The sequence below is a fragment of the Caballeronia sp. GAWG2-1 genome (genome assembly GCF_023631405.1).
Taxonomy (GTDB): Bacteria; Pseudomonadota; Gammaproteobacteria; order Burkholderiales; family Burkholderiaceae; genus Caballeronia.
The window spans coordinates 200,349-226,075 of sequence record NZ_JALQDD010000002.1; the positions used below are offsets into that span (position 1 = coordinate 200,349).

The window sequence follows — 25,727 nt, forward strand, 5'->3', positions numbered from 1 at the left end:
CGGTCTGGTTTGATGAACGGCGCTTTCGGGCGCCGTTTTTATAGTGGGCGACGTTTAAGTCACTGCTGCCGTTACGGCACACCTCCGCCCAAAAACAAAAACCCGCTGTCCTTTCGGAACAGCGGGCTTCGAACTTACTTCAGCACCGAACTACGGTCATCGAACTACCGCGATATCACGCGTACTCGGCCAGCGCGGAACGCATCTTCTTCATCGCGCTCGCTTCGATCTGACGGATACGCTCAGCCGATACGCCGAATTCGTCCGCCAGTTCGTGAAGCGTCATGCCGCCCGAGCCGTCGTCCTGCACTTCGAGCCAGCGCGCTTCGACGATACGGCGGCTACGCGCATCCAGCGATTCAAGCGCGGAAGCCAGACCGTCGCTTTGCAACTTGTCGAACTGACGCGCGGCGATGACATTCGTCGGCTCGCTATGCGAGTCAGCCAGATAGGCGATCGGCGCATAGGCTTCCTCGCCATCTTCGACCTGGCCTTCGAGCGCGATATCTCCGCCCGACAGACGCGTTTCCATCTCGGCGACTTCCTCGCGCTTCACGTTCAACTGGCTTGCCAGACCTTCGATTTCCTCCGGTGTGAACGCCGAAGTGCCGGTCTTGTGGCTGCGCAGGTTGAAGAACAGCTTGCGTTGCGCCTTGGTCGTCGCGACCTTCACCATGCGCCAGTTGCGCAGGATGTACTCGTGAATTTCCGCCTTGATCCAGTGCATGGCGTACGACACGAGGCGTACGTTTTGTTCGGGATCGAAGCGCTTGACGGCCTTCATCAGACCGATATTGCCTTCCTGGATCAGGTCCGCGTGCGGCAAACCATAACCCAGGTAATTCCGGGCGATGGACACGACGAGGCGCAGGTGCGAAAGCACCAGTTGCCGCGCCGCATTCAGGTTGCCCTGTTCGCGGAATTCGGTGGCGTACTGACGCTCCTCTGCTTGCGAAAGCATTGGAATGCGGTTCACCGCTTGTATGTATGAATCGATGTTGCCGATCTGGCCGGTCAACATGGACGATTGTGCGTACGTCAGCGCGCCTGCCGAAGTTGCCTTGGCAGGTGCCGAGCTAAGAACATTCGGAAGGGTCATCGCATTGGACACGCTCATAAGCTCCTTATCAACAAATGCCTGTTGCCGCAAAGGCGCGGCAAGTCAGACATGATATTAGCACTCCGCTTCAACGAGTGCTAAGTGTTAGAGGGGAAACGAATGTGAGAGTTCCCACAAAGCTATCAACTTTGTGGATTCATAGCCGAGCACTGTATTCGAATCGTACCATTATTACCGATTCGTCACGTACGATAGAATTAGTTACCTTACTTTGACGTAAGGAAGACAGGATATTCAAGCAAAAAGGCTAATGGCAATCATTCGTGCAATTATGAGACGATGAATCTACAATGCGCGAAGCCCGCTTGGCGGCTCGACTCGTCAATCCCACAGATGGGGTGTCCATGCAGAAAAATAAAGGCCCTTGGCGTCATCTGTTGTCCCATGGCGCAATTGCCCTGTTGCTAGGAGTCACGTCGGCGGCAGCGCATGCCGACCGCTTCGGTTTGCAAATCGCGGGCGGCGTGGCCGATCGCGACATCAAAAAGGCGGATCTCGGCTTCGTATGGGACCCGAATCTGACCTGGTGGGAAATCGGCGGCTTCCACTTCACCTTGCTCGGCGAAGGTCACGTTGCCTACTGGCACTCGCAGGAAAGCAACGCCGTGCACCCGAACATCTGGGAATTCGGTGTGACGCCGGTTCTGCGCTTCGTGAAGAGTTCGGGATATATCCGGCCGTTCATTGAAGCGGGCGTCGGCGTGCGGCTTCTGTCGCATACGCGAATCACGACGGATTTCACGGTGTCGTCCGCGTTCCAGTTCGCGGATATGGTCGGCGTCGGTGCGATCTTCGGCGAGAAGCAGAACTATCAGGCGGGCTTCCGGTTTCAGCATCTGTCGAACGCCAGTATCAAAGAGCCGAATCCTGGTATAAATTTCAGCCAGCTATATCTGCAATACAACTTCTGACGGGGCGCCGGCGCATCGGTTTCTCGACACAAGGGGAACCGACAGATGCCGGCAAAATCCATGGAGGCTATTCGAGGCCTCGAGCGCGACCGCTTCCGGGCGATGGTCGACAGCGACGGCCCGGCTCTGGATGCGCTTCTAGCCGAGAACGTCAGCTACGTTCACACGAACGGCAAGCGCGAGACGAAGCGCCAGTTCATCGACGCGATCACCGCTGGTCGACGCCGCTATCGGCAGATCGAGATCCAGTCGCAGGACGTGATCGTCGCCGGCAAGGACACGTGCCTCGTCTCGGGACGGGCGCTGATCGAGATGGAATCGAAAAACGGCGCGCTGCTGTTTCCCATTGCCTACACCGCGGTTCACGTTCAGACCGACGGACAATGGCTGCTGCTAGCCTTGCAGGCGACGCGCGTGGCGCTGGAGTAGCCGCCGCGCGCGACGTCGAGGCCTCAAGCCTCGACCGCTTCGTCTTGCCGCTCTGCCTGACGGCCCAAGGGTTTCGACCGATTCACCGCACTGACGACCGCATCCACGACAGCCAACGCCGGATTCGCGTGCACCGCGACGCCGAAGCGCAACGGCTCGTCGCCGACGCGGCAGCCGACGAAGACGGCCGTGTCGCCGCTCGCCGTTACCGCCGTTTCGAACCAGCTCACGTTTGCCGATACATCGAAACACGCCGCCACGGCTTGCGCGTAGACATCGCCGCTCGTCGCGCCTGATGCCGGCGGCAACGCGACGTTGCGCCCGAACACGGAGAGCGTCGCCGCATCGACGCGCGCGACCACGCCGCCCGCGTCGAAATATTCCTGCTTGAAGAGTGTGCAGATTGCGTCACCGGTGACTTCCTCGCCTGAGGTGTCCGCGAGTCTTTGCACGGCGTGGCTGAACTCGATCTGCACGCGGCGCGGCGGCGTGAAGCCGAGCCCGCGTTCGAGCAGATAAGTCGCGCCACCCTTGCCGGACTGGCTGTTCACGCGGATCACGGCGTCGTAGCTGCGGCCGAGATCGGCGGGATCGATCGGCAAATACGGCACTTCCCAGACCGTGCCCGGCTGACGCTGCGCAAAACCCTTGCGGATGGCGTCCTGATGCGAGCCCGAAAACGCCGTAAAAACGAGATCGCCCGCATACGGATGACGCGGATGCACCGGCAACTGATTGCAGCGCTCGACGACGCGACGCACCGAGTCGATATCGGAGAAATCGAGGCCCGGATCGACGCCCTGCGTGTAGAGATTGAGCGCAAGCGTGACGAGATCGACGTTGCCCGTGCGCTCGCCGTTGCCGAAAAGACAACCTTCGACGCGTTCCGCGCCCGCGAGCACCGCGAGCTCCGCGGCCGCGACCGCCGTCCCGCGATCGTTATGCGGATGCACCGAAAGCACGATGCTGTCGCGATAACCGAGATTGCGGTCCATCCATTCGACCTGATCGGCGAATACGTTCGGCGTCGCGGCTTCCACCGTGGCCGGCAAATTGACGATCATCTTGTGATCGGGCGTCGGACGCCACATTTGCGCGACGGCGTCGCAGACTTCACGCGCGAACGGCAACTCCGTCATGCTGAAGGTCTCGGGCGAGTACTGGTAGGTCCAGCGCGTCTGCGGCCGTGCATCGGCGCATTCCTTGATGATGCGCGTGCCTTCCACCGCCAGCGCCTTCACTTCTTCCTGCGACTGATTGAACACGATGCGCCGGAACGACGGCGCGATCGCGTTGTACAAGTGCACGATCACCTTGCTCGCGCCTTCCGCTGCCTCGAACGTGCGCTCGATCAATTCGCGGCGCGATTGCACCAGCACTTCGATCGTCACGTCGTCCGGGATGCGCTTCTCGTCGATCAGCTTGCGCACGAAATCGAAATCCGTCTGCGATGCCGACGGAAACCCCACCTCGATTTCCTTGAAGCCCGTTGCCACCAGCATCTCGAAGAATTCGAGCTTTGCGGCGATGCTCATCGGCTCGATGAGCGACTGGTTGCCGTCGCGCAGATCGGTGCTCATCCAGATGGGCGCTTTTTCGATCGTGCGGTTCGGCCAGCGGCGGCCATTCAGGCGGACTTGCGGAAACGGGCGGTATTTCTCGGCGGGGTTCGGCATCATGATCGTCGATCTCTCTTCGGACAGTTTGCGTAGCGTCTGCAAGAGATGCCTTGACCGGCGGCTGGCCGGCAATGGCGCGATGCACGTGAGACAGCGCCTGGCGAGCGTACACGTTGCGTCCCGGCGATGGTGACGCCTGCGACCAACGTGAACGTGCGCGAAGCAGCGTGCATTTGACCCTCGCGTTTTCAGTTCGCGGGATGAGCGAGCCGAAAAGCTGACGACTACAAGTGGTAAGGAAGGAACTACGAGAACTACTGGCAGGACCGCGCGCCTTGACGACGCGAGGCGCTACGCCTGGCGATTTACGCTAGACGTAGCGATAGGGGCCGCGCTAGGCGGCCCGAAATAATTCGGAGGGAGGAAGACTGGGTGAGACGCATATTTGCACTCTAAACCACTGCTTAAGATCGTGTCAAATACGTGCTGAATCTTTTTGCAATCGGCACAAGCCGAATCCGGCGCACTCAGACCGGCTTTCGAACGATCCCGGCGATGACTTCCACCTGACGCGCGATGGCGGGCGGCACGGGCACGTCGCCGCGCATCACGCTTTCGATCCAGCGCGCGGTGATCGCGGCATCGAGCGACTCGGGCAAATCGATGGGCGGCGCATCCGGTTGCGAATGTTCGGGCGAAATCAGCGTTTCCGCGTGGCCGTCGTGGAACCAGTCGACCTGGACTTGCCGGCGCGTGTCTGCCACCGCCTCGCCTTCGGTGCCGCGCGCGAGCAGCGCACCGCCGGCAGCGGCGTCCGGATGCTCGGTGAAAAGCCCGGTCAGGCTTTCGCGATATTCCGGATGCGTGTAGTTCACGAGCCGCAAGCCCGGATCGGCGAACGGCTGAAGAATCTTCACGAGCGTATGCGTCGAATTGCGCACGCCCATCACGCGGCGCAGTTTCAAAAGCCGCGCGAGCTTCGGCGCGAGCGAGGCGATCGGCGCGAACGCGAGCCGGCGGGACGCGAGACTATCCTCGATTTCGTCGCGGGAAGCTGCGTGCGGAATGCCGAGTTCGCCGAAAATCGCGGCGCTCGTCACGCGGCCGGGATCGTCGACGACACCATGCACCAGCACCGGCACGCCTTCGCGCGCGAGCAAAAGCGACAGGAGCGGCGTGAGATTGGGCTGCTTGCGCGCGCCGTTGTAGCTTGGAATCGACACGGGCCGCGCATGCTCGCGGCCTTCCTGCACGTGCAACGGCTCGAACGAGCGATGCGCGGCGGCAAGCATCGCGGCGAGTTCGGCTGATGTCTCGCCCTTCACGCGATAAGCGAGCAGCACGGCGCCGAGTTCGATATCGGACACGCGGCCGTCGAGCATGGCTTCGTAGAGCGCGTAGGTGTCGTCGCGAGACAATGCGCGCGCGCCGTTCGGCCCGCGGCCGATTTCCTTGATGTAGCGTGCGCAGGCAAAGTGGTTGGCGGGGGTTTCTGTCTCTGTCATTGGCGGCTTGCGCGGGCCGCAGGCTCGATGTTCAAGTTCGTGAGCGATGCGGCATGCGAGTTCGAAGGAGCGGGATAGACCTTCAGTATCGCATTTAAGCGATGCTGGCAAGTTGCCAACGCCGAATCCGTTCGCGCCGGTAAGCCCGCTGTCGGCTCGGCGAAAGCACGCGAATGCCCGCGAAAGCCCGCCAGACAAGCGCCGCCACGATTCGGCCTCGCGCGTTACACTCGCTCTCTCGCCGCGTGTTCGCACCGAACGAGGCGGCAACCCAGAAAACAGCAAAAGGAGAGCGGAATGAGTTACGTGTTTCCTCCGGCGCCCGCAGCGGCGGTGCCAGTCGACGGTTCGAGCGAGCAATTCCCGGTGCGCCGCATTTACTGCGTCGGCCGCAATTACGAAGCGCACGCGCGTGAAATGGGCCACGATCCGGACCGCGAACCGCCGTTCTTCTTCAGCAAGCCCGCCGATGCCGTGCTGTATGTCGCGCCGGGAGCCACGGGCGAGTTTCCGTATCCGTCGCAGACGAAAAACCTGCACTTCGAGATGGAACTCGTCGCCGCTATCGGCAAGCAGGGCAAGGACATTCCCGCCGACGAGGCGCTCGATTACGTCTACGGTTACGCGCTCGGCCTCGACATGACGCGCCGCGACTTGCAAGCCGAAGCAAAGAAAATGGGTCGCCCGTGGGATACCGCGAAGGGTTTCGACCGCTCCGCGCCCATCGGTCCGATTCATCCGGTATCGAAAGTCGGGCATCTGGAAAAAAGCGCGATCTGGCTAACCGTCAACGGCGAGGAAAAGCAGCGCTCCGACATCTCGCAGCTGATCTGGTCGGTCGGCGAGACGGTGGCTTACCTTTCCACGCTTTTCGAACTCTTCCCTGGCGATCTCATTTTCACCGGCACGCCCGAAGGCGTCGGCGCGGTGGTGAAGGGCGATCTGCTCAAGGGTGGCGTGGAAGGTATCGGCGATTTCTCCGTGCGCGTGGTTTGAGGCTCGCCCGTGAAGCTCTATAGCTACTTTCGCAGCTCGGCGGCGTATCGGGTGCGTATCGCGTTGAATCTGAAGGGGCTCGGCTACGAGTACGAGGGCGTTCATCTGCTGCGCGAAGGCGGTCAGCAACTGAAGCCCGAATACCGCGCGCTCAATCCGGACGGCATCGTGCCGACGCTCGTCGATGGCGCTGACGTGCTCACGCAGTCGCTCGCGATCATCGAGTATCTGGAGGAGACGCATCCGCAGCCGCCGCTGCTGCCCGAGCGCCCGGTGGATCGCGCGTTCGTGCGTTCGGTCGCGCTGCAGGTCGCGTGCGAGATTCATCCGCTCGACAATCTGCGCGTGCTCAAATACCTCAAGCACGAAGTGAAGACGCCTGATGACGTGAAGGACGCCTGGTACCGGCACTGGGTGGAGGCGGGGTTCGAATCGCTTGAGAAGCGGCTGGCGCGCGACGAGCGCGTCGGCGCGCTCACTTTTGGCGATACCCCGACCGTCGCCGATTTGTGCATCGTGCCGCAGGTGTTCAATGCGCGACGCTTCGGTATCGATCTGAATGCGTATCCGACGATCACGCGCATTGCCGATCACGCCGGCCAGATCGACGCGTTCGCGCGCGCCGCGCCTGGCCAGCAACCGGACGCCGAATGACGGCGGTGATTCCGGCGGGTGCGCTGTCGAGTTATCTGTCGGGCGCGGGTTTGGGCGCGAGTCTGATCGTCGCGATCGGCGCGCAGAACGCGTTCGTGTTGCGGCAGGGGCTGAAACGCCAGCACGTGGGGATCGTCGTGGCAATCTGCGCGGCTATCGACGTCATGTTGATCGGGCTTGGCATTGGCGGAATGGGCGCGTTGATCGAGCGTGCGCCGGTTCTACTCGATGTGATCCGCTGGGCGGGCGCGGCTTTCGTCTTTCTCTACGGCGTGCGGGCGTTTCTCGCGGCGTGGCGCGGGCCGGGACATTTGAATGCCTCGGAGCGCGATTCGCAGACGGCGGCTGGCGCGGCGGCAACGGTTTTTGCGTTGTCGCTGCTGAATCCGCATGTTTATTTGGATACCGTGGTGCTGCTGGGCGGAATCGGGGCGCGCTATGCGTGGCCGGGAAACGCGTGGTTCGCGGCGGGCGCGATGTGTTCGTCCGTCGTCTGGTTCACGGCGCTAGGGTATGGCGCGCGGTTGCTAAAACCGTGGTTCGAGAAGGACGTGTCGTGGCGCGTGCTGGATGTGATCGTCGGCTGCGTGATGTGGTGGATTGCGGGGACGTTGGTGGTGGCGCGGTGAAGAGTCCAGCGCGCCATGAAGCAAGCCGACGCTAGAAGCGGCGTCCTTTGTCTATCCATTCCTGTGTCTTGATCATCGAGAGACGATATCTTGCACAGTTGAACGCTTCGAGGTGCTCGAGTTCTGTCCTGAGCATTCTGTTGAAAGCGGCCATATCGGTTTCGGATAAGCCTGCGCCTTCGACTGCCTGATTCAAGGTAGAACCGAAAAGCACGATCTGTCGAATCGCTTCACCAAGCTGCTCACGATAGCGGGCTCTCAACGGGTCTGGGCCGCCCATGGACTCGACGATGACCTGATATTTATCGATCGAGCGGCGGTAGGTCCACTCGAACAAATCGATTGCCAAAGTGACGTCGAGTCGCTCGTAGACGCCTATCATCGCCAGCGCGTAATCGCTTTGCTCGACGTCGAGGAAGGACAAGGGTGCGCAATTCGACAACATGAGCGGCATATTTGCGCTCAGGCGACTAGTGCGCTTGTTCCCGTCGACGAAAGGCTGCAGATACGCGAGATTCACCCAAACGAAAAACGCTGCTTCCACAGGATTATGGATTCGAGTCGCTTTATCGATGATTTGCGAAAGCATCTCTTCGAGCAGCTTCGGCACCTGACTCGGCATGTACACCGACCCATGAATGCTAACGATCTTGCTTCGGATAGCACCGAGATCGGCTGCATCCGGCAGAAGATCGCGCATGAGCAGACTCTGCAAATTTCGAACGACAGGCACCGTCATGCCTTCGGTGGGAACCGCATCGACCATGAATTCGATCGCTTCCTTGTGATTCAAAAGCATGGTCGCGTCGCGGTCATCGGTTTCCGTTCGTCCCCTTTCGAACAGTTCTCGCGTATCTAGCAGGGTCTTCTGATTGCCTTCGAGTCGCGATGACGACCATGACAAGTCGATGAGCAGTTGTTCCAAAACTTTTCGCGCATATGTTCCGGCAGGCTGTTGATCCTGCGACTTGCCTTTTGAATACAGATCTTCGGCTAGAGCGGCGGGCAGTAGACCGCCGAAATTCGGCCGATAAGCATCGACAAATGAGCGTTGATAAGAGACAGGTTGTCGCATTCCCAGCGGAGCCGACAGCGCGGCAATCAGTTTTCGCGCTTCGTCATCCAACGCACGATAGCGTGTACCGGCAGGCCCGCGGAATTCCTCTTGCACCTCGACCAACGACGAAGAATTGGTCGTTCGATAGATGGTCGACCTTCCCGCGCCTTGTCGCTCCAGTGAGCCTTGCGCGACCAGCCGGGCCAGAGCGCGGTTGACTGTCGGTCTGGACCATGGCCCGATGCTTGCCTCGATGACGCCAGCAGAAACACCGGGATCACCCGCCTCGATGCGTTGCGCTACGCACTGGACGATGGCTAGAAGAAGCGATTGGTCGATCATAACGGCGCCGATGATAAGAATAGCTTAATCTTATCATCGGCTTGATAAGATTGATAAGATTAACGCCGATCTCATCGAATCTCATCAGCGCCACACCTCACCCCAACAACGCGTCCGCGAACTCTTCCGCGCTGAACGGCTGCAAATCCTCGACCTTTTCTCCAACGCCGATGAAATACACCGGAATCGGCCGCTGACGCGCGATAGCCGCGAGAATGCCGCCTTTCGCCGTGCCGTCCAGCTTGGTCACGATAAGACCCGTCAAGCCGAGCGCGTCGTCGAAAGCCTTCACTTGCGCGAGAGCGTTCTGTCCCGTGTTGGCATCGATCACGAGCAGCACTTCGTGGGGCGCGTCGGGCATCGCCTTGGCGATCACGCGGCGCACCTTGCGCAGTTCTTCCATCAAATGCAACTGCGTCGGCAGGCGGCCGGCGGTGTCGGCCATCATCACGTCTATCTTGCGCGCGCGGGCAGCGCCCACGGCGTCGAAGATGACGGCGGCCGCGTCGCCGCTTTCCTGCGCGATCACCATCACGTTGTTGCGCTCGCCCCAGACCGTGAGTTGTTCGCGCGCGGCGGCGCGGAACGTGTCCCCGGCGGCGAGCAGCACCGACTGATTGAAATGCTGCAGATGCTTCGCCAGCTTGCCGATGCTCGTCGTCTTGCCGACGCCGTTCACACCCGCGATCATCATCACGAGCGGTTGGGCGCGGCCAAGCATCAGCGACTTTTCGAGCGGACGCAGCAAGTCGATCAAGAGCACGCGCAGTGCGGCCTTCACTTGCGTGGCGTCCGTCAAACGCTCGGCGCGCACTTTTTCGCGCAAGGATTCAAGCAGATATTCGGTGGCATCGACGCCCGCGTCGGACATCAGAAGCGCGGTTTCGAGCTCCTCGTAGAGATCTTCGTCGATCTTCGCGCCGACGAAGATTCCCGTGAGGCTCGTGCTCGTCTTCGATAACCCATTGCGCAGACGCGCGAGCCAGGACTTGCGCGCGGCCGGATCGGGCTCGGGCGGCGGCATGATTTCCTCGCTCGCCTGATCGGTCTCGGGCGCGCGCAGCCATTGAGATTCGGTGCGGCCTTGCCAGTATTGCGTAGGCTCTGCGGCCGAAGGCGCCGGTGCTCGATGTGATGATGTGTTTGCAGCTTCAGCCTGATGCGGCTTCGCGTTGCCGCCATGAACATGTTCGTCAGACGCCGCCGCGTCGCCGCGAATAGCTTGCGTGTTCGAGGCCGCCGCGTCTTCACCATGAACATGCTCGCCCGACGCCTCGTCCTCTAATGCAACCGAGGAACCGTCGTCGTCCGCTTCGAGGTTGTCCTCTTCCGGCGTGTCGAGCGGCTCGTCAGCCGGCTTTTTGAATCGTTTGAAGAAGCTGAACATGGTATGTGAGGAGAGCGCGCGTGCTTGCCGGTTCGCGTCTGCGCGCCGATGCGCTCGCGTGTGCGCGGCTCGCGCTGAGATGTGTAAGCCGCGTATTTTATCAGGCGCGGCCCGACGCGCCTGTGCGCCTCCCGGCACGACGCCGCGCTGTGGTAACGTGGGCGCTCACGGCCCGCGCCAGTCGCCGGGAACAGTCAAAACGCCCATCGGCCGGGCCGCGCGCCAGTCTCACTCAATCTCTTTTATGTCCCGTTCGTCCGACACTCGTCCGCATATTCCGGCCCGTTCCTCGGCCTCTTCGAGCCGCGCGTCATCGCGCAGCGGCAAGCCGCACACCATTCGCATCATCGGCGGAAACTGGAAGCGCACGCCGCTGCCCGTCCTCGATCTCGACGGTCTGAGACCCACGCCTGACCGTGTTCGCGAAACGCTCTTCAACTGGCTCGGCCAGGACCTGGATGGCCAGCGCTGTCTCGACCTGTTCGCCGGCAGCGGCGCGCTCGGTTTCGAAGCCGCGTCGCGCGGCGCGGCACGCGTGCTCATGGTCGAGCGTAGCGGCCGAGCGGTCGCGCAACTCAAAGCGAATCAGGCGCGGCTGGATGCGCGCAACATCGAGATCGCCGAAGCCGACGCGCTGCGTCTCGCCCGCAGTCTCGCGCCAGGCTCGTTCGATGTCGTGTTCCTCGATCCCCCTTTCGGCGATCAGGCTTTGCTCTTGCGCGCGCTTGAGATCGCCGCGCCGCTCGTCGCCGCGGATGGCGCGCTCTATGTCGAATGCGGCGATCCGCTGGAACCGTCGAGCATCGACGCTCTGGCGGGCTGGGAAATCACGCGCGAAGGGAAAGCGGGCATGGTTCGCTATCATTTGCTGCGCCGCCAAAATGATGAATAATGCGCGTTCCCCGATCTGACGCGCCCGGCGCGTTCGGACGGGGGCGGGGAAAATGGGCCATCGCTGTCACGCGGTCCAAGGTAAATAAAAGAGGAGAAAGCTCATGGTTGTCGCCGTGTACCCGGGAACGTTCGACCCGCTGACGCGCGGGCATGAAGACATCGTCCGGCGCGCATCGAGCATTTTCGATACGCTGGTAGTCGGCGTGGCCGACAGTCGCGCGAAAAAGCCGTTTTTTTCGCTGCAGGAACGGCTGGATATCGCCCACGACGTGCTCGGGCATTATCCAAACGTCCAGGTAAGCAGTTTCACCGGGCTACTAAAAGATTTCGTGCGCAAGAACAACGCGCGCGTGATTGTGAGGGGCCTGCGCGCCGTATCGGATTTCGAGTACGAGTTTCAGATGGCCGGCATGAATCGCTATCTTTTGCCCGACGTCGAAACCATGTTCATGACGCCGTCGGACCAGTACCAGTTCATTTCGGGCACCATCGTGCGCGAGATCGCCCAGCTTGGCGGCGATGTGAGCAAGTTCGTGTTTCCATCGGTGGAGAAGCGGCTGACTGACAAGGTCGGCGTGGCCGCCCAGAAAGATCCTTCGGCGCCTTGAGCGCCGGGTCCGCGTATCAGCGCTCGCGCGATGCGCGGACTCCATGCCGGAACATCGCCGGCGCAAGAGAGTGAAGCATCATGTCTTTGATCATTACCGACGAGTGCATCAACTGCGACGTGTGCGAGCCCGAGTGCCCGAACGACGCCATTTCGATGGGTACGGAGATCTACGTGATCGATCCGAACAAGTGCACGGAATGCGTCGGCCACTTCGATGAGCCGCAGTGTCAACAGGTGTGCCCCGTCGAATGCATTCCGCGCGACCCGGCGCACGTCGAGTCGCCGGAGCAGTTGATGGACAAATACCGCGCGTTGATGGCGACGAAAGGCGAGTAACCGCCTTATTTCTGTTCTTACGCGCCGGCGAGTTCGGTCAATGCAGCGACGAGCGCATCGCATTCGTCTGGCGTGCCGACCGTTATCCGCAAATGCTGGTCGATGCGCGGCAGCTTGAAATGCCGCACGAAGATTTCCTTCGTTCGAAGCGCGGTGGCGAGCGCGAGCGCGTCGTGCGCGGGGTGTTTCGCGAAGACGAAATTCGCCGCCGACGGCACCACTTCAAATCCCAGCGCGCTCAATTGCGCTGTCAACTTGTCGCGACTCGCGACGACTTTGCCGCAACTCTCCTCGAACCACGCGCGGTCTTCATACGAAGCGAGCGCCGCTACTTGCGCGAGCCGGTCGAGCGGATACGAGTTGAAGCTGTCCTTCACGCGCGTTAGCGCTTCGATCAGGCTTGCATCGCCGAATGCGAAACCCACGCGCATGCCCGCAAGCGAACGCGCCTTCGAAGTCGTGTGCACAACCAGCAGATTGGGATAAGCATCGACCAGATTCACGGCCGATTCCGCGCCGAAATCCACGTACGCTTCGTCGATGATGACTGGCGCATCCGGATTCGCCTTCAGCAGCACCTCGATTTCGGAGAGCGGCAGGGCGCGGCCCGTCGGCGCATTCGGGTTCGGCAACAGCACGCCGCCGCCTGGCGCGCGGTAATCGTCGGTATCGATACCGAAATCCGCGTTCAGCGGGATCGCCTCGTATTCCACACCGTACAACTGGGCATAAACCGGATAGAAGCTGTACGTGATGTCGGGAAAACGAATCGGCCTGTCGTGTTTCAAGAGCGCCTGAAACGCGTGCGCGAGTACTTCGTCCGAACCGTTCCCCGCGAACACCTGCTCCACGCGCAAACCGTGATGCTTCGCCACCGCCTCACGCAACGCGCGCGCGGTCGGATCGGGATACTTGCGCAGCAACACGCCGTCCTTGCCGAGTTCGCGCGTAATCGCCTCGACCACGCGCGGCGACGGCGGATACGGATTCTCGTTGGTGTTGAGCTTGATGGGATGTGCCAGCGCGGGCTGTTCGCCCGGCACATAAGGCGTCAGTCGATGGACGATATCGCTCCAGAAACGGCTCACGGTCTGCTCCAGTGGAAGTCAGGGATTGCGATGCAGGTTCATCATCGCGCGTTCGTTTTCGCCCGCGACGACGAAGGGCATGACGGCGAGCGCGCGCTCGATCGACTGATCGATCACGTCCTGCTCTTCGCGGCGCGGCGGCTTCAGTACGAAATTGGCGACGTCCGGCTTCGCGCCCGCACGCGCGCCTTCGGGAATCAGATCACGCGGATGCCCGATGCCAATGCGCAGCCGCCAATATTGCTGCGACGACAGATGCGCGGAAATATCCTTGAGCCCGTTGTGGCCTCCGCTGCCGCCGCCGAGCTTCATCTTGACGGTGCCGGGCGGAAGATCGAGTTCGTCGTGTGCGACGAGAATCTCATCGGGAAGAATCTTGAAGAACTGCGCGACCGCAACCACCGATTGTCCCGAGCGGTTCATGAACGTCTGCGGTTCCAGCAAATGGATTTCATGCCCGTTCAGACGTCCGCGGCCATAGTGACCGTGAAAGCGGCGCTCGTCGCGCAGACTCGCGCCGGCGTTGCGCGCCAATTGGTCGACTAGCCAGAAGCCCGCGTTATGGCGCGTCGCGGTGTATTCGGCGCCCGGATTTCCCAGGCCAACGATCAGCTTGATCATGTCGAATCATCGCAGGCTAAGAAGCCTGCTCGTATCGTTTAATGTTGATGCGAAAAAAAACCCGCCTAGGCTTGCGCGCCGGCGGGTCACGTCGACCGTCCTTGCGAACGGATCGAGAGGATAGCGATACTTCGCTAGCTGATGCGTTTTACTCAGCAGCCGGCGTTTCACCCGTGGCTTCGTCCGTCGAATCCGACACGACAGCAGCCGGAATGGTAGCCGATGCAACCACCGGGTTTTCCGCTTCGATCGCGATCGTCAGGCTCACGCCCTTCGGCAGCGGGATGTCCTTTGCGTGCATCGTCTGGCCGGCTTCGATGGTCGCCAGATCGATTTCCAGGAACTCGGGCAGGTCTGCCGGCAGGCATTCCACTTCCAGTTCCGTCACGACGTGCGAGATCACCGCGCCCGCGAGCTTCACGGCCGGGTTGGTCTCTTGATTCATGAAGTGCAGCGGCACCTTGGTGTGCAGCTTCTTGTTCGCGTCGACACGCTGGAAATCCACGTGCAGCACCAGTTGCTTGAACGGGTGATATTGCACGTCGCGCAGCAGAACTTGTTGCGAACCGCCAGCGACTTCCAGTTCCAAAATCGACGAATGGAACACTTCCTTCTTCAGCGCGTGCCACAGGGCGTTGTGGTCCAGTTCGACCAGTTGAACGTCCTTGTCCGCACCGTACACAATAGCCGGGGTCTTGCCCGAATTGCGCAGGCGGCGGCTCGCACCCGTACCTTGCTTGCTACGCTCGAAAGCGACGACTTTCATTTGAAACTCCTATATCTGCCCGCGACCAGGCAGTGAAAATCGGGATCAACGAAAATGCGCTGATCCCACAACAACGGCAAGAACCTTCGTTCGTTCCTGCCGATCATGCAAAAACGCGAAGCTCGTGCTCCGCGTTCCTTGCTAATTCTTGCTCAACCTTCCGCGAAAAGCGACATGACCGAGTCGCCGCGCCGGATTCGGGAGAACGTCTCGGCGAGCAGACCCGCGCTCGACAGCGGACGAATCTTCGGGCACGCGAGCGACTCCGCCGACAACGGAATGGTGTCCGTCACCACGAGTTCGTCCAATTGCGACGCCGCAATACGCTCCGCCGCGCCACCCGACAACACCGGATGCGTGGCATAAGCGAAAACCTGCGTCGCGCCGCGATCTTTCAGCACTTGCGCTGCCTTGCAGAGCGTGCCGGCGGTGTCGACCATGTCGTCCATGATGACGCAGGTACGGCCTTCCACTTCGCCGATCACGTTCATCACTTCGGCGACATTCGCTTTCGGACGACGCTTGTCGATGATCGCGAGATCCGTGTTCAACTGCTTGGCGAGTGCACGTGCGCGCACCACGCCGCCGACGTCCGGCGATACAACCAGCAGATGATCGTGATTTTGCTTACGCAGATCGCCGAGCAAAACGGGCGTGGCGTAAATGTTGTCGACGGGGATGTCGAAGAAACCTTGAATCTGGTCGGCGTGAAGGTCCATGGTGATCACGCGATCGACGCCGGCAATTTCCAGCATGTTCGCGACGACCTTCGCCGAGATGGCCACTCGCGCGGAACGCGGACGGCGGTCCTGACGTGCATAGCCGAAGTAGGGGATGGCTGCGGTGATCCGGCCTGCTGATGCGCGCTTGAGCGCATCGACCATGATCATGAGTTCCATCAGGGTGTCGTTCGTCGGTGCGCAGGTGGACTGCAGAACGAATACGTCTTTACCTCGAACGTTTTCCTGAATCTCGACCATGATTTCGCCGTCGGAGAAACGGCTGACCATCGCTTTGCCGAGAGGAATTCCAAGGATCTTGACGACTTCCTGTGCAAGCGCGGGATTTGCGTTGCCAGTAAATACCATCAGGCCGTCACTGCTCATCGTGCACCTGTCTGCGGCTGGAGGCGAGAGGAAAAACGCGAGAAAAGGAATGGCAGGGGAGGAAGGACTCGAACCCTCGCATGCCGGAATCAAAATCCGGTGCCTTGACCAACTTGGCGACTCCCCTACACAACTTTGAGTCTCGCCGGGAAGTGTAGGACATACCCGGCAAAACGAAACCTATGACGCGAAAGCAAAGAGAGGATGACGTTCCAGACTGCTTGTCACCACGCTCTTCCAGCTTGCCGGGAGTTTGGCTTGCGCCATCTCTGCTTCGGCTCGGCTCGGGAAAGCGGCGAACACGCTTGCTCCAGATCCGGTCATTCGCGCGGGTGCGAGATTGGAAAACCACTCGAGCACCTGTGCAACTTCCGCGTACTTTCTTGCGACTACAGCCTGCATGTCATTTCGACCGAAGCTGTATGGCCAGTTAGTGTCTGACTTTTGCGCTGCAAGAAAGTCCGTCATTGTGGCGACCTTCGTATCCCTTGTCAAGGCCTTTTCCGAAAAAATCGCCGCGGTCGGGACGTGCACTGAAGGAGTAACTACCAGGAAAAAACGCTTGGGCAGAACGACTGCCTGCAGCGCTTCGCCAACACCTTCTGCAAAAGCATTTTGCCCGGAGACAAAAAACGGCACGTCCGCGCCGAGTTGCAGGGCGATATTCTGCAGAATTTCACGCGAAAGATCAACACCCCAGAGACGATTCAACGCTAAAAGAGTCGTTGCCGCGTCGGAACTTCCTCCACCAAGCCCCGCGCCCATCGGCAGATGCTTGTCGATCTCGATCTCGACGCCAAAACGACTGCCGGTGTGCTTCTGCAGCAGGCGCGCCGCGCGCACGACGAGATCGTCCGCTTCGGGTACGCCCGGCACGAGCGTCTTGCGCGTAACGATGCCGTCATCGCGTCGCTTGAAGTGCAGCATGTCGCCCCAGTCGAGCAACTGGAAGACAGTCTGCAGCGAGTGATAGCCATCCGGACGACGGCCCGTGATGTGCAAAAAGAGGTTCAGCTTCGCGGGCGCGAGGCAGTTGCGAAGCGAGTCGTGAGTCGATGACATTTCTGATGCGAAGGCGTTATTGATCGAGCACCAGCTTGATATCGAGCGGCGGTTCCGAGCGGACCAGGTTCACGCGCTTGACGCCCGTCGCGGGCGCGTCGGCATAGGCGAGATAGTCGATGGTCCAGCCGTCCTGTCTGATCTCTTTGGGGCGGCCGTTGTTGGCTTCGGGATCGAGCGTGGTCTGCGCGCGCGAGGTTGGCGCCGCGGACGGCTGCAGCCAGTAGCGCAAGCCCTCGACCGGCAGCGCGAAGCCGAGCGTGTTCTGCATCAGCTCCGACACGTTCTCGGCGTTCACTGGCGGCCGGTTCGGCAATTCGAGAGTCGCGAGCGACGGCGACGAAGTGACGATCGCCATGGTCTGGCCGAGCGGGTTGCGCAACTGGAGCGTCACGGTGTCCCCGGTTTCCTGCCAGTCGAAGTTGCCGTAGGCGTTGCGCGTCGTGCCGTTCTGGTCGTTGTACTGCACGGCGAAGCGTCCGTGATACGCGCGGCTCGTCTGCGTGGTGAGCGAAGTCGTCTTATCCGATGTGGTCGGCAAACGCGGCTGCAATGCGCAACCGGCAAGCATCAACACGGTCGCGGCCGTGAAACCGAGCGCGCCTTTGCGCATGAAACCGCGCGACGCGCCGGCAATGAAATCGAAAGCCATCAAAGATCGTTTACCTGAAGTCGTTTGAGCGTTTTGACGAGCGTGTCGTTGTCGGGTTCGAGCTTCTGCGCCTGACGCCACGTGGCGCGCGCCTGATCCTGCTCCCCGGACTTCCACTGCACCTCGCCGAGATGCGCGCCGATCTCCGCGTTCGGCTGAATCTTGTAGGCGTCCGAGAGAATTTTTTCGGCTTCGGCCGCGTTGCCCTGGCGAAAGCGCGCCCAGCCGAGGCTGTCCATGATGAAGGCGTCGTTCGGCGCGAGCGACACCGCCTTCTCGATCAGCTTCACCGCTTCGTCGACGCGCTGGTTGCGATCCACGAGCGAGTAGCCGAGCGCGTTATATGCCTGCGGATTGCTCGGGTCCACGCGCATGAGCTTGCGCAACTGCGTTTCCATTACGTCGTAGTGACCATTCTTTTCGGCGGCCATGGCGTAGTCGTAGGCGAGATCCGGATCGTCCGGGAACGCGGCCACGGCCTTCGCGAGATTCGCTTCCGCTTCGTCGTAGCGATGCGCCTCGAAAAGAATCGCCGAGTCGGTGCGCGCGAGCAATGCGAGGTCGCGCGGATCGGAACTTTGCAGGCCATTGAGAAGCGATCGCGCTTCATCCACCTTGCCTTGCTTCGCGAGCAGTTGCGCGCGCGTGATCTGCGCGGGCAAATATTGCTGGCTCGTGCGCGGAATCTTGTCGAGCCACTGGCTTGCTTGCGCCTCGTCCTTCTGTTCGAGCGACAGTTGTGCGAGGTAGATGTAAGCCTGTCCCGGATCGCCGTTGGGCGACGCCTCCGCAGCCTGCGCGTACTGCTTGAGCAGGTCCTGCGCCTTGTCGAACTGCTTCTTCTGAATGTCGATGAGCGCGAGCGCCATGAGCGGCGTCAGATCTTTCGAGTCGTTCTTGCGCATGATCTCGAACTGCTTCTGCGCGTCGTCGAGCCGGTCCGACGACAGATACAACTGCGCCAGCGCGAGCCGCGCGTCATGCGACTTCGGATTCTTGTCGAGATACTTCTCGAACGAAGCGATGCCTTCCTTGCGCTCTTCCGGGCCCATGCGCGCGAGCGTGAGCGCCGCGGGCAAGTAATCCGGGCGCAGCTTCAACGCCTTTTCCAGCGATGCCTTCGCGCCCGGCTGGTCGTCCGCGAGCAACTGCTGACGGGCGAGCGCGAGTTGCGTTTCGGGCAGATCCAAGTCGTTCGCGGAGAGATCCTTCAGGACATTCAGGCCGCCTACGCGATTCGGTCCGCGTGCAAGCAGCGTCTGCAACGAAAGAATGGCTTCGCCGCGTTGCTCGGCCGGAACCTTGGCGAGTTCGTTTTGCAGCGTGGGCTTCGCGTCGTCGGGCTTGCCGGACACGATCAACAACGAAGCGCTCAACTGCGCGGCGCGCTCGGAATGCGGCGCAAATTGCTGCCAAAGCTGCGCGGAGGTCATTGCGTCGGTGGGGCTCTGCGCGGCAATGGCGATTTCCGTGGCGCGCTGAGCGAAGCGTGGATCATGCGTGTCGCGCGCGAGCGAGAGGTAAGTCTGGTAGGCGGGCGCGGCCTGGCCACGCTGCAAGGCGACTTCCGCCGCCAGAACCTGAAAGACGATCTGGCTGGATGCCGCCACGTTCGGCAAATCCTGCGACTCCGCGTTATTGACAGGCGCGGTCAGAAGATCAGACGCGTTTTGCGCCGCGGCCTGATCGTCGGTGCTCGGCACGGGTGTCGCGTTCGGTACCTGAGCGTGCGCGGGCGTGAAAGCGATCGCGGACAATGCAACTGCAATCGCGCCGGCCATGCGCGTGAACCGCGCCCTTGACGGTGCATGCGATCGGATGAGGCCGGCCTGACGCAACGTATTCAGTTTGATTTCGAACGGGTTCATGGAAATCCAGACGATGTTTCGGTCGATTGTAACGCGGTGGCTAAAATACCGGCACACTCGTCCCAGCAAGACGCTCTCCAGGAAATATGCCAGAACTGCCGGAAGTAGAAGTCACCCGTCGCGGAATCGAACCTTATGTCGCCGGAAGGCGCGTCGAGCATGTCGATGTGCGTACGCCCGCGCTGCGCTGGCCCATTCCGGCGCATCTCGCAAAGACGCTCGCGCGCCTGAAAATAGAGAAGGTCGAAAGGCGCGGCAAATATCTGCTGTTCGAGACGGCCGAAGGCTGGCTTATCGTGCATCTCGGCATGACAGGCACGTTGCGCGTCTTGCGTAACGTGCCGCGCCCACCGGATGCCGCCAAGCACGATCACGTCGATATCGTGTTCGATGACTTCATCCTGCGCTTTCGCGATCCACGTCGCTTCGGCGCGATTCTGTGGCACGCACGCGCCGATGGCGACGTCCTCGCTCATCCCTTGCTCGCGAGTCTCGGCGTCGAACCGTTCTCGCCCGAATTCTCGGGCGCGCTGCTGTTTCGCGCGACGCGCGGGCGCAAGGTGTCGGTGAAGCAGGCGCTGCTTGCGGGTGGAATCGTCGTGGGCGTGGGCAATATCTACGCGTCGGAGAGCTTGTTTCGCGCGGGCATTCGTCCGACGACTGCCGCCGGGCGCATCTCGCTCGTGCGCTACGATCTGCTCGCCGATGCCGTGCGCGTGACGCTCGCGGCGGCGATCGAAAAGGGCGGCAGCACGCTGCGCGACTTTGTCGGCAGCAATGGCGAATCGGGCTACTTCCAGCTCGACTATTTCGTCTATGATCGCGCCGGATTGCCCTGCCATGTTTGCGGCACCGCCATCAAGCAAATCGTCCAGGGGCAACGCTCGACGTACTTCTGCCCGCGCTGCCAACGTTGAACACAATGCTCGCTCTTACAGACTTTTCCGCGCGCCTGATCGCGTGGCAACGCATTCACGGCCGTCACGACCTGCCGTGGCAGAACACGCGCGATGCTTACCGCATCTGGCTCTCGGAGATCATGCTGCAGCAGACGCAGGTCAGCACGGTCATTCCGTATTACGCGCGTTTTCTCGAACGTTTCCCGACCGTGACTGCACTTGCGGACGCCCCGATCGACGACGTGATGGCGCTCTGGGCCGGGCTCGGCTACTACTCGCGCGCGCGCAATCTGCATCGCTGCGCGCAGGTCGTGGCGTTCGAACACGGCGGCGCGTTTCCGCGCACAGTCGAAGCGCTCGCGGAATTGCCGGGCATCGGCCGATCGACGGCGGCGGCGATTGCATCGTTCGCGTTCGCTGCGCGCGCGACGATCCTCGATGGCAACGTGAAGCGTGTGCTTGCGCGCGTGTTCGGCGTCGAAGGTTTTCCGGGCGAAAAGCGTGTGGAGAACGCAATGTGGACGCTCGCCGAATCGCTCTTGCCCGATGCCGCCAACAAGGATGAAGTCACCGCCTACACGCAAGGCCTGATGGACCTCGGCGCGACGCTGTGCGTGCGCGGCAAGCCCGATTGCGCGCGCTGTCCGTTCGCGCCGGATTGTGTGGCGAACGTGGAAGGACGTCAGCGCGAGTTGCCGGCGGCGCGTCCGAAGAAAGCGGTGCCGACGCGCAAGACGTGGATGCTGGTGCTGAAAGACGGCGATTCGATCCTGCTAGAAAAGCGTCCGCCGACGGGAATCTGGGGCGGTCTCTGGAGCTTGCCCGAAGCCGCCGACGAAGCCGCGCTCGCGGCCGTGGCGCACAGTTTTGGCGGCGACGCGCACTTGCAGCGGCTTGCGCCGCTTTCGCATACGTTCACGCATTTCAAGCTGGAAATAGAGCCGCGTCTCGGCGAAACCCGTGGCACGCCGCGCGAACTGAACAACGCGCAAACCGTCTGGGCGCCGCTTTCCCGGCTCGATGCGTTCGGCGTTCCCGCGCCCGTTCGCAAGCTGCTCGACGGGCTCACCGGCTCGCTCATCTGAAGCGCTAAAGCAGTTGATGATGCTGCATGTAGTGATGCACGACGTCGATACGCGCGCCGGCATCCATCAGTTCCATGAGCTTCTGGCGCGCGCGCATGGGAATCGGCAGGATTTCGGCAAGACGGTTCGACACCCAGGTGGGGTCGTCGAAGAGATAGGGCTCGACGAACGGAAGGTTCTGCGGCTCGCGCGTTTTGATGGTCTCGATGATGCGCTCCAGCACCTCCGCGCACGCGCCGAACTTGGCGAGCGTTTCGGCGCCATGCAGCGGCTGATCCTCGCCCAGCACTTCCGCCGTTCCAACCAGCAGATTGCTCGGGTCGACGCGATGCGTCACGAGCCGAAAGCGTTCCGTTCCGCGCGCCTGCACGAGCAGGAGGCCGAAGGTATCGACATCGCATTCCGTGATTTCGGCAAGACAGCCGATGCTTTCCGGCACCGACGGATCTCCCGGCGACGCGATCTCATGACCGCTCTTTAACAGGCACACGCCGAACGGCGACTTCTCGCGCAGACACGAACGCGCCATGTCGAGATAGCGCGCCTCGAAAATCTTGAGCGGCAGCAGGCCGCCGGGAAAGAGGACGGTGTGAAGCGGAAACAGCGGCAAGTCGGCTAGAACGGGGTTCGAGGACATTGCGCGCCTCCAGTTTGCGACCGCCGACGCGGCGATCAGGTTCGCGTGTGGATTGCGCTGTCATCCACGGGGATGGGCGCGTCACGATGCCGCACGATCACATTGGCGTCGCCGCGAAAGCGCGCGGCCAGCGCCTGTGCGATGTACACCGAGCGATGTTGCCCGCCTGTGCAGCCGATCGCAACCGTGAGATAGCTGCGGTTATCGTCGCGAAAGCGCGGCAGCCATTTGCCGACGAATTCGCCGATGTCGTCGATCATCTCGCCGACCATGGGCTGCGCCGAAAGATAGTCGATGATCGGCTGATCGAGGCCCGTGAACGGGCGCAACTCGCGGTCGTAATAAGGATTCGGCAGTGTGCGCACGTCGAAAACAAGATCGGCGTCGAGCGGCACGCCGCGCTTGAAGCCGAACGATTCGAACATGAGGGTGAGGTCGGCGGCATCGGTTTCGACGAAGCGCTTGACCCACGCGCGCAGGACATTCGCGCGCAGATTGCTGGTGTCGATCTGATGGCCGTATTCGGCCAGGTCGGCCACGAGTTCGCGTTCCCGCTCGATAGCTTCCGCGAGCGAGTTGAGCACGCCGACATCGGCCTCGTGCATGGGTGAACCGGAAAGCGGGTGACGGCGACGCGTCTCGGAGAAGCGCTGAATGAGCGACTGCGTGCTTGCGTTGAGGAACAACACGCGCAGGTCGTACTTGCTAGACAGTGTGTGGATGATGCCGGGGACATCGTCCAGGGAATGGCTCGAACGCGCGTCGATGGCGACGGCGAGACGCTGCTGTCCTTCGCTCGACAGGTAATCGGCCAGCTCGGGCAAGAAGCGCGGCGGCAGATTGTCGACGCAGTAGTAGCCGCCGTCCGCGAGAGCGTTCAGCGCAACCGATTTGCCAGAGCCGGAGATGCCGGTGATCAGGATGATACGCATGGGCTTCGCTTCAATTGCCTTATCTTAGCACTGGCTTCGGGTCCGTTTTTTCGCGCTTCGAGCGTGAACTCGGGCGGGAAATCAGATCAGTTTGCCGGGGAACTGGCTATCCGGGTCCTGCATGGCGAGCCGCTGACGGTCCATGAAGTCCCGCAACGTGTCGATGCCGCGCAATTGCAGGATCGTATTGCGTACCGCCGCTTCTACCAGCACAGCAAGGTTTCGGCCCGCGGCGACTTGAATCGTCACTTTGCTGATCGGCAGACCGAGGACATCCACGGTCTGACTTTCCAGCGGAAGCCGTTGAAACTCGCCATCCGGCCGACGGACCAGTTGCACGATCAGCTTGAGTTTCATTTTGCGGCGCACGGCGGTCTCGCCGAAAATCGTCTTGATGTCCAGCAGACCGAGACCGCGCACTTCGAGCAGATTTTGCAGCAGGGGCGGGCAGCGCCCTTCGACGAAATCAGGACCAAGGCGCACGAAATCCACGGCGTCATCGGCCACCAGACCGTGGCCACGGCTGATCAACTCCAGCCCGAGTTCGCTTTTGCCGAGGCCGGAGTCGCCGGTCAGAAGCACTCCCATGCCCAGAATGTCGATGAACACGCCATGCAGCGTGGCGCGTGGCGCGAGAATGCGTGACATGTAAGCGCGCAGACTGTCGATGACCGCGGCCGCGGACATGCGCGTCGTGAAAAGCGGTGTGGACGATCGCGTACAGCGCAGCACGAGTTCCGGCGGCGCGCCGACTTCGCCGGCCACTACCAGAAACGGCGGTTCCAGTGCGATCAGTTCGGCCATGTGGCGCGAACGGTCTTCGTCGGACTGGCGCTGGTAGTAGTTGATCTCGGCGTCGCCGAGCACCTGGATACGGTTGGGGTGAATCAGATTCAGGTGGCCGACCAAGTCCGCGCTGGAGGTCGCGTTGGCAACGGTTTCACTCGAAAACCCGCGTTCCCAGCCTTCGTGCCCAGTCAGCCAACTGAGCTTCAAAGTGGCGGCGTTGTCGTCGAAAATGCTTTGGGCGTTGATGCTGGACGTATCCATGAGGCCGGAACTCCGTTGGAAGCCGGGAGCAGCCAACGCGCGCCGAAGCGAATTGCTTCAATCAGCCGCATGGTGCTGCATTTCACTGCGTTTGACCCGCGTTCAGACCGCGTTTGAAACGATTGTGCCGCAGAAGCACCGCATAAGCGAGACGCCCCAAAAAGCCTGGAAAGGGCGGCTGACCTGCTGCAAATGCGGCTCTCGGCAGTGCGAGCGCGCCGCTTATGGCTGCCACTGCGTGAGGACCTGATACAGGGCCTCGCGATTTTCTTCCTTGTGCAAACGCTCGCGCGCTTCGCTGTCGGAGAGTAATTGCGCGATCTCCGAGAGAATTTCAAGATGCTGCTGGGTCGCCTGCTCGGGCACGAGCAGGAAGATCAGGAGCGAAACCGGCTGCCCGTCGGGCGATTCGAACGCGACAGGCTCCGCCAGGCGCACGAAGGCGGCGAGCGGTTGCTTCAGCCCCTTGATGCGGCCATGCGGAATGGCGACGCCTTCGCCGAGGCCAGTCGAGCCGAGACGCTCACGAGCGAAGAGATTGTCGGTGACGATGCTGCGGGCGATGCCGTTCTGGTTCTCGAAAATCAGACCCGCCTGCTCGAATACACGCTTCTTGCTGGTAACGGCCAGTCCGAGAACCACGTTCTCGATGGGAAGAAATTTAGCTAAACGATTCATGTTGGCAGGCTGATGCGTGGCCTGATAGCTCCTCATCGTGGCTACTGTAAGCGCTCACGGCGACGATCGGACGGAAAATGCGCTTGGGCTTCCTGCAGCGTATCTGTTTGGTTAACCCCTGTAACAACCGGGCCATTATAGAACAGGGTAATGCGTCATGGTGCGGCGCGCCATCGCCCTATTTGCAGCTCAATGTGCAGTACAAAACCCGGGAAATCAATGGCTTGTGCTGATTCGTAACCCGTTCACAACAAAAAAGCCGCCAAGGCGGGCGGCTTTGCTCTGGTCTGTGCTCTCGATGACTGTTCGGCCAAGGTTGGAGGATTTCCTCCAAACCCGCCCACCGGCTGGCGGCGGGCACGTGCAAAACGACCTCGGATCACGCGACGCGCCGCATTCAGGGCGACGGCGCTTCCAGTTCTTGCGCTTCGGCGCGGTACTTGATGGCCTCGTGAGCGTGGCCCTGGATCTTGTCCTTATGCTTGATGACTTGACGATCCAGCTTGTCCACCATCAGATCGATGGCCGCGTACATATCAACGTCACAACTCTCGATGAAAATGTCCTTACCCTTAACGTGCAAGTTGATTTCACACTTTTGCCGCTTGTCCTTTTCCCTATGATTGTCGACCGAGAGGACAACGCTGCCGTCGATCACTTGATCGAAGTGACGCAGCACCCTGTCCAGTTTCGTGATCACGTACTCGCGCAACGCAGGCGTCAATTCGAGGTGGTGTCCACTGATCTTCAAGTTCATAGTTGCTCTCCAAGCTGATGGCCGCCAGGCCAAGGCT

Annotated in this window: 27 protein-coding genes and 1 tRNA gene; 10 read left to right on the top strand and 18 right to left on the bottom strand. The window is 61.3% G+C overall.

The window, feature by feature from the left end:
• Window positions 1-175 precede the first annotated feature (175 nt).
• Window positions 176-1,111 (bottom strand): RNA polymerase sigma factor RpoH, encoded by a 936-nt coding sequence (gene rpoH / locus NCR98_RS01350; RefSeq protein ID WP_244827955.1) that lies wholly within the window; start codon window positions 1,109-1,111, stop codon window positions 176-178.
• Window positions 1,112-1,464: 353 nt separating this feature from the next.
• Here rpoH and NCR98_RS01355 point away from each other — a divergent pair, with 353 nt between their 5' ends.
• Both NCR98_RS01355 and NCR98_RS01360 read left to right on the top strand, forming a co-directional pair.
• Window positions 1,465-2,031, top strand: coding sequence for an acyloxyacyl hydrolase (locus NCR98_RS01355; protein WP_284502949.1), 567 nt, complete (start codon window positions 1,465-1,467; stop codon window positions 2,029-2,031).
• A 45-nt stretch (window positions 2,032-2,076) separates the two neighbouring features.
• Complete coding sequence (locus NCR98_RS01360; protein WP_250508523.1) at window positions 2,077-2,460, top strand: nuclear transport factor 2 family protein; 384 nt, start codon at window positions 2,077-2,079, stop codon at window positions 2,458-2,460.
• Window positions 2,461-2,483: 23 nt separating this feature from the next.
• Here NCR98_RS01360 and leuA read toward each other — a convergent pair whose 3' ends face one another.
• Complete coding sequence (gene leuA / locus NCR98_RS01365) at window positions 2,484-4,139, bottom strand: 2-isopropylmalate synthase (RefSeq protein WP_250525335.1); 1,656 nt, start codon at window positions 4,137-4,139, stop codon at window positions 2,484-2,486.
• 467 nt (window positions 4,140-4,606) lie between these two features.
• On the bottom strand, window positions 4,607-5,584 hold the full coding sequence (gene ybiB, locus NCR98_RS01370; RefSeq protein ID WP_244826899.1) for a DNA-binding protein YbiB: 978 nt from the start codon (window positions 5,582-5,584) through the stop codon (window positions 4,607-4,609).
• Between the two features lie 297 nt (window positions 5,585-5,881).
• Between ybiB and NCR98_RS01375 the strand changes: the two genes are divergently transcribed.
• From NCR98_RS01375 to NCR98_RS01385, 3 genes are read left to right on the top strand one after another with little or no spacing between them, the layout of a single operon-like run.
• Window positions 5,882-6,580 carry a fumarylacetoacetate hydrolase family protein gene (locus NCR98_RS01375; RefSeq protein WP_250462832.1) on the top strand — a complete coding sequence of 233 codons (699 nt, stop codon included), beginning with the start codon at window positions 5,882-5,884 and terminating at the stop codon, window positions 6,578-6,580.
• Between the two features lie 9 nt (window positions 6,581-6,589).
• Window positions 6,590-7,234, top strand: a complete 645-nt coding sequence (gene maiA, locus NCR98_RS01380; RefSeq protein WP_250491734.1) for a maleylacetoacetate isomerase — start codon at window positions 6,590-6,592, stop codon at window positions 7,232-7,234.
• Window positions 7,231-7,863 carry a LysE/ArgO family amino acid transporter gene (locus NCR98_RS01385; protein ID WP_250462836.1) on the top strand — a complete coding sequence of 211 codons (633 nt, stop codon included), beginning with the start codon at window positions 7,231-7,233 and terminating at the stop codon, window positions 7,861-7,863. The genes maiA and NCR98_RS01385 overlap by 4 nt, the downstream gene beginning before the upstream one ends.
• Before the next feature lie 31 nt (window positions 7,864-7,894).
• On the opposite strand, the gene NCR98_RS01390 is transcribed toward NCR98_RS01385, so the two are convergent.
• Both NCR98_RS01390 and ftsY read right to left on the bottom strand, forming a co-directional pair.
• On the bottom strand, window positions 7,895-9,262 hold the full coding sequence (locus tag NCR98_RS01390) for a Fic family protein (protein ID WP_250525336.1): 1,368 nt from the start codon (window positions 9,260-9,262) through the stop codon (window positions 7,895-7,897).
• A 97-nt stretch (window positions 9,263-9,359) separates the two neighbouring features.
• Window positions 9,360-10,649 (bottom strand): signal recognition particle-docking protein FtsY, encoded by a 1,290-nt coding sequence (gene ftsY / locus NCR98_RS01395; protein WP_250525337.1) that lies wholly within the window; start codon window positions 10,647-10,649, stop codon window positions 9,360-9,362.
• A gap of 244 nt (window positions 10,650-10,893) precedes the next feature.
• Here ftsY and rsmD point away from each other — a divergent pair, with 244 nt between their 5' ends.
• The 3 genes from rsmD (at window position 10,894) to NCR98_RS01410 (ending at window position 12,489) form a co-directional block, all read left to right on the top strand.
• Window positions 10,894-11,541, top strand: a complete 648-nt coding sequence (rsmD, locus tag NCR98_RS01400) for a 16S rRNA (guanine(966)-N(2))-methyltransferase RsmD (protein ID WP_250462844.1) — start codon at window positions 10,894-10,896, stop codon at window positions 11,539-11,541.
• Between the two features lie 103 nt (window positions 11,542-11,644).
• A complete protein-coding gene (gene coaD, locus NCR98_RS01405) occupies window positions 11,645-12,151 on the top strand; it encodes a pantetheine-phosphate adenylyltransferase (RefSeq protein ID WP_244826906.1) in 507 nt (168 codons plus the stop codon).
• Between the two features lie 80 nt (window positions 12,152-12,231).
• Window positions 12,232-12,489 (top strand): YfhL family 4Fe-4S dicluster ferredoxin, encoded by a 258-nt coding sequence (locus NCR98_RS01410; protein WP_244826907.1) that lies wholly within the window; start codon window positions 12,232-12,234, stop codon window positions 12,487-12,489.
• Window positions 12,490-12,506: 17 nt separating this feature from the next.
• Here NCR98_RS01410 and hisC read toward each other — a convergent pair whose 3' ends face one another.
• The 8 genes from hisC to NCR98_RS01450 form a co-directional block, all read right to left on the bottom strand.
• Window positions 12,507-13,577: a histidinol-phosphate transaminase gene (gene hisC / locus NCR98_RS01415; RefSeq protein WP_250525338.1), complete on the bottom strand. Its 1,071-nt coding sequence runs from the start codon at window positions 13,575-13,577 to the stop codon at window positions 12,507-12,509.
• A gap of 18 nt (window positions 13,578-13,595) precedes the next feature.
• The gene (gene pth, locus NCR98_RS01420) at window positions 13,596-14,198 is read right to left on the bottom strand and encodes an aminoacyl-tRNA hydrolase (protein ID WP_250525339.1); all 603 of its coding nucleotides are present in this window, start codon (window positions 14,196-14,198) and stop codon (window positions 13,596-13,598) included.
• Between the two features lie 148 nt (window positions 14,199-14,346).
• Complete coding sequence (locus NCR98_RS01425) at window positions 14,347-14,964, bottom strand: 50S ribosomal protein L25/general stress protein Ctc (RefSeq protein ID WP_244826910.1); 618 nt, start codon at window positions 14,962-14,964, stop codon at window positions 14,347-14,349.
• A gap of 152 nt (window positions 14,965-15,116) precedes the next feature.
• Window positions 15,117-16,070 (bottom strand): ribose-phosphate pyrophosphokinase, encoded by a 954-nt coding sequence (locus NCR98_RS01430; protein WP_244826911.1) that lies wholly within the window; start codon window positions 16,068-16,070, stop codon window positions 15,117-15,119.
• 50 nt (window positions 16,071-16,120) lie between these two features.
• Window positions 16,121-16,197 (bottom strand) — tRNA-Gln (locus NCR98_RS01435).
• Between the two features lie 53 nt (window positions 16,198-16,250).
• Window positions 16,251-17,132, bottom strand: a complete 882-nt coding sequence (gene ispE / locus NCR98_RS01440; protein ID WP_250525340.1) for a 4-(cytidine 5'-diphospho)-2-C-methyl-D-erythritol kinase — start codon at window positions 17,130-17,132, stop codon at window positions 16,251-16,253.
• 16 nt (window positions 17,133-17,148) lie between these two features.
• Window positions 17,149-17,784: a lipoprotein insertase outer membrane protein LolB gene (lolB, locus tag NCR98_RS01445; RefSeq protein ID WP_250462854.1), complete on the bottom strand. Its 636-nt coding sequence runs from the start codon at window positions 17,782-17,784 to the stop codon at window positions 17,149-17,151.
• Window positions 17,784-19,652 (bottom strand): tetratricopeptide repeat protein, encoded by a 1,869-nt coding sequence (locus NCR98_RS01450; RefSeq protein ID WP_250525341.1) that lies wholly within the window; start codon window positions 19,650-19,652, stop codon window positions 17,784-17,786. Before NCR98_RS01450 ends, lolB begins: the two co-directional genes overlap by 1 nt.
• An 86-nt stretch (window positions 19,653-19,738) precedes the next feature.
• On the opposite strand from NCR98_RS01450, the gene mutM reads away from it, so the two are divergent.
• Window positions 19,739-20,569 (top strand): bifunctional DNA-formamidopyrimidine glycosylase/DNA-(apurinic or apyrimidinic site) lyase, encoded by an 831-nt coding sequence (gene mutM / locus NCR98_RS01455; protein WP_250491739.1) that lies wholly within the window; start codon window positions 19,739-19,741, stop codon window positions 20,567-20,569.
• Window positions 20,570-20,574: 5 nt separating this feature from the next.
• Complete coding sequence (gene mutY, locus NCR98_RS01460) at window positions 20,575-21,636, top strand: A/G-specific adenine glycosylase (protein ID WP_250525342.1); 1,062 nt, start codon at window positions 20,575-20,577, stop codon at window positions 21,634-21,636.
• Between the two features lie 4 nt (window positions 21,637-21,640).
• Here the strand turns inward: mutY and NCR98_RS01465 are convergent, their stop codons facing one another.
• From NCR98_RS01465 to hpf, 5 genes are all read right to left on the bottom strand, one after another.
• The gene (locus NCR98_RS01465; protein ID WP_244826917.1) at window positions 21,641-22,273 is read right to left on the bottom strand and encodes an LON peptidase substrate-binding domain-containing protein; all 633 of its coding nucleotides are present in this window, start codon (window positions 22,271-22,273) and stop codon (window positions 21,641-21,643) included.
• 35 nt (window positions 22,274-22,308) lie between these two features.
• A complete protein-coding gene (gene rapZ, locus NCR98_RS01470; protein ID WP_250462862.1) occupies window positions 22,309-23,205 on the bottom strand; it encodes an RNase adapter RapZ in 897 nt (298 codons plus the stop codon).
• Between the two features lie 81 nt (window positions 23,206-23,286).
• Entirely contained in the window at window positions 23,287-24,255 is a 969-nt protein-coding gene (hprK, locus tag NCR98_RS01475; RefSeq protein ID WP_061172712.1) for an HPr(Ser) kinase/phosphatase, read from the bottom strand.
• Between the two features lie 222 nt (window positions 24,256-24,477).
• Window positions 24,478-24,933 carry a PTS IIA-like nitrogen regulatory protein PtsN gene (gene ptsN / locus NCR98_RS01480; protein WP_244826919.1) on the bottom strand — a complete coding sequence of 152 codons (456 nt, stop codon included), beginning with the start codon at window positions 24,931-24,933 and terminating at the stop codon, window positions 24,478-24,480.
• 397 nt (window positions 24,934-25,330) lie between these two features.
• Window positions 25,331-25,690: a ribosome hibernation-promoting factor, HPF/YfiA family gene (gene hpf / locus NCR98_RS01485; RefSeq protein ID WP_244826921.1), complete on the bottom strand. Its 360-nt coding sequence runs from the start codon at window positions 25,688-25,690 to the stop codon at window positions 25,331-25,333.
• Between the last annotated feature and the right edge of the window lie 37 nt (window positions 25,691-25,727).

Excerpts from the sequence above, each read along its gene's own strand:
- rapZ (WP_250462862.1), bottom strand. The coding sequence starts at position 23,205 with ATGCGTATCATCCTGATCACCGGCATCTCCGGCTCTGGCAAATCGGTT.
- hpf (WP_244826921.1), bottom strand. The coding sequence starts at position 25,690 with ATGAACTTGAAGATCAGTGGACACCACCTCGAATTGACGCCTGCGTTG.
- leuA (WP_250525335.1), bottom strand. The coding sequence starts at position 4,139 with ATGATGCCGAACCCCGCCGAGAAATACCGCCCGTTTCCGCAAGTCCGC.
- NCR98_RS01465 (WP_244826917.1), bottom strand. The coding sequence starts at position 22,273 with ATGTCCTCGAACCCCGTTCTAGCCGACTTGCCGCTGTTTCCGCTTCAC.
- NCR98_RS01390 (WP_250525336.1), bottom strand. The coding sequence starts at position 9,262 with ATGATCGACCAATCGCTTCTTCTAGCCATCGTCCAGTGCGTAGCGCAA.
- ispE (WP_250525340.1), bottom strand. The coding sequence starts at position 17,132 with ATGTCATCGACTCACGACTCGCTTCGCAACTGCCTCGCGCCCGCGAAG.
- NCR98_RS01360 (WP_250508523.1), top strand. The coding sequence starts at position 2,077 with ATGCCGGCAAAATCCATGGAGGCTATTCGAGGCCTCGAGCGCGACCGC.
- hprK (WP_061172712.1), bottom strand. The coding sequence starts at position 24,255 with ATGGATACGTCCAGCATCAACGCCCAAAGCATTTTCGACGACAACGCC.
- NCR98_RS01375 (WP_250462832.1), top strand. The coding sequence starts at position 5,882 with ATGAGTTACGTGTTTCCTCCGGCGCCCGCAGCGGCGGTGCCAGTCGAC.
- ybiB (WP_244826899.1), bottom strand. The coding sequence starts at position 5,584 with ATGACAGAGACAGAAACCCCCGCCAACCACTTTGCCTGCGCACGCTAC.
- lolB (WP_250462854.1), bottom strand. The coding sequence starts at position 17,784 with ATGGCTTTCGATTTCATTGCCGGCGCGTCGCGCGGTTTCATGCGCAAA.
- mutM (WP_250491739.1), top strand. The coding sequence starts at position 19,739 with ATGCCAGAACTGCCGGAAGTAGAAGTCACCCGTCGCGGAATCGAACCT.
- NCR98_RS01385 (WP_250462836.1), top strand. The coding sequence starts at position 7,231 with ATGACGGCGGTGATTCCGGCGGGTGCGCTGTCGAGTTATCTGTCGGGC.
- rsmD (WP_250462844.1), top strand. The coding sequence starts at position 10,894 with ATGTCCCGTTCGTCCGACACTCGTCCGCATATTCCGGCCCGTTCCTCG.
- ptsN (WP_244826919.1), bottom strand. The coding sequence starts at position 24,933 with ATGAATCGTTTAGCTAAATTTCTTCCCATCGAGAACGTGGTTCTCGGA.
- NCR98_RS01430 (WP_244826911.1), bottom strand. The coding sequence starts at position 16,070 with ATGAGCAGTGACGGCCTGATGGTATTTACTGGCAACGCAAATCCCGCG.
- NCR98_RS01410 (WP_244826907.1), top strand. The coding sequence starts at position 12,232 with ATGTCTTTGATCATTACCGACGAGTGCATCAACTGCGACGTGTGCGAG.
- mutY (WP_250525342.1), top strand. The coding sequence starts at position 20,575 with ATGCTCGCTCTTACAGACTTTTCCGCGCGCCTGATCGCGTGGCAACGC.
- NCR98_RS01450 (WP_250525341.1), bottom strand. The coding sequence starts at position 19,652 with ATGAACCCGTTCGAAATCAAACTGAATACGTTGCGTCAGGCCGGCCTC.
- ftsY (WP_250525337.1), bottom strand. The coding sequence starts at position 10,649 with ATGTTCAGCTTCTTCAAACGATTCAAAAAGCCGGCTGACGAGCCGCTC.
- NCR98_RS01355 (WP_284502949.1), top strand. The coding sequence starts at position 1,465 with ATGCAGAAAAATAAAGGCCCTTGGCGTCATCTGTTGTCCCATGGCGCA.
- coaD (WP_244826906.1), top strand. The coding sequence starts at position 11,645 with ATGGTTGTCGCCGTGTACCCGGGAACGTTCGACCCGCTGACGCGCGGG.
- NCR98_RS01425 (WP_244826910.1), bottom strand. The coding sequence starts at position 14,964 with ATGAAAGTCGTCGCTTTCGAGCGTAGCAAGCAAGGTACGGGTGCGAGC.
- pth (WP_250525339.1), bottom strand. The coding sequence starts at position 14,198 with ATGATCAAGCTGATCGTTGGCCTGGGAAATCCGGGCGCCGAATACACC.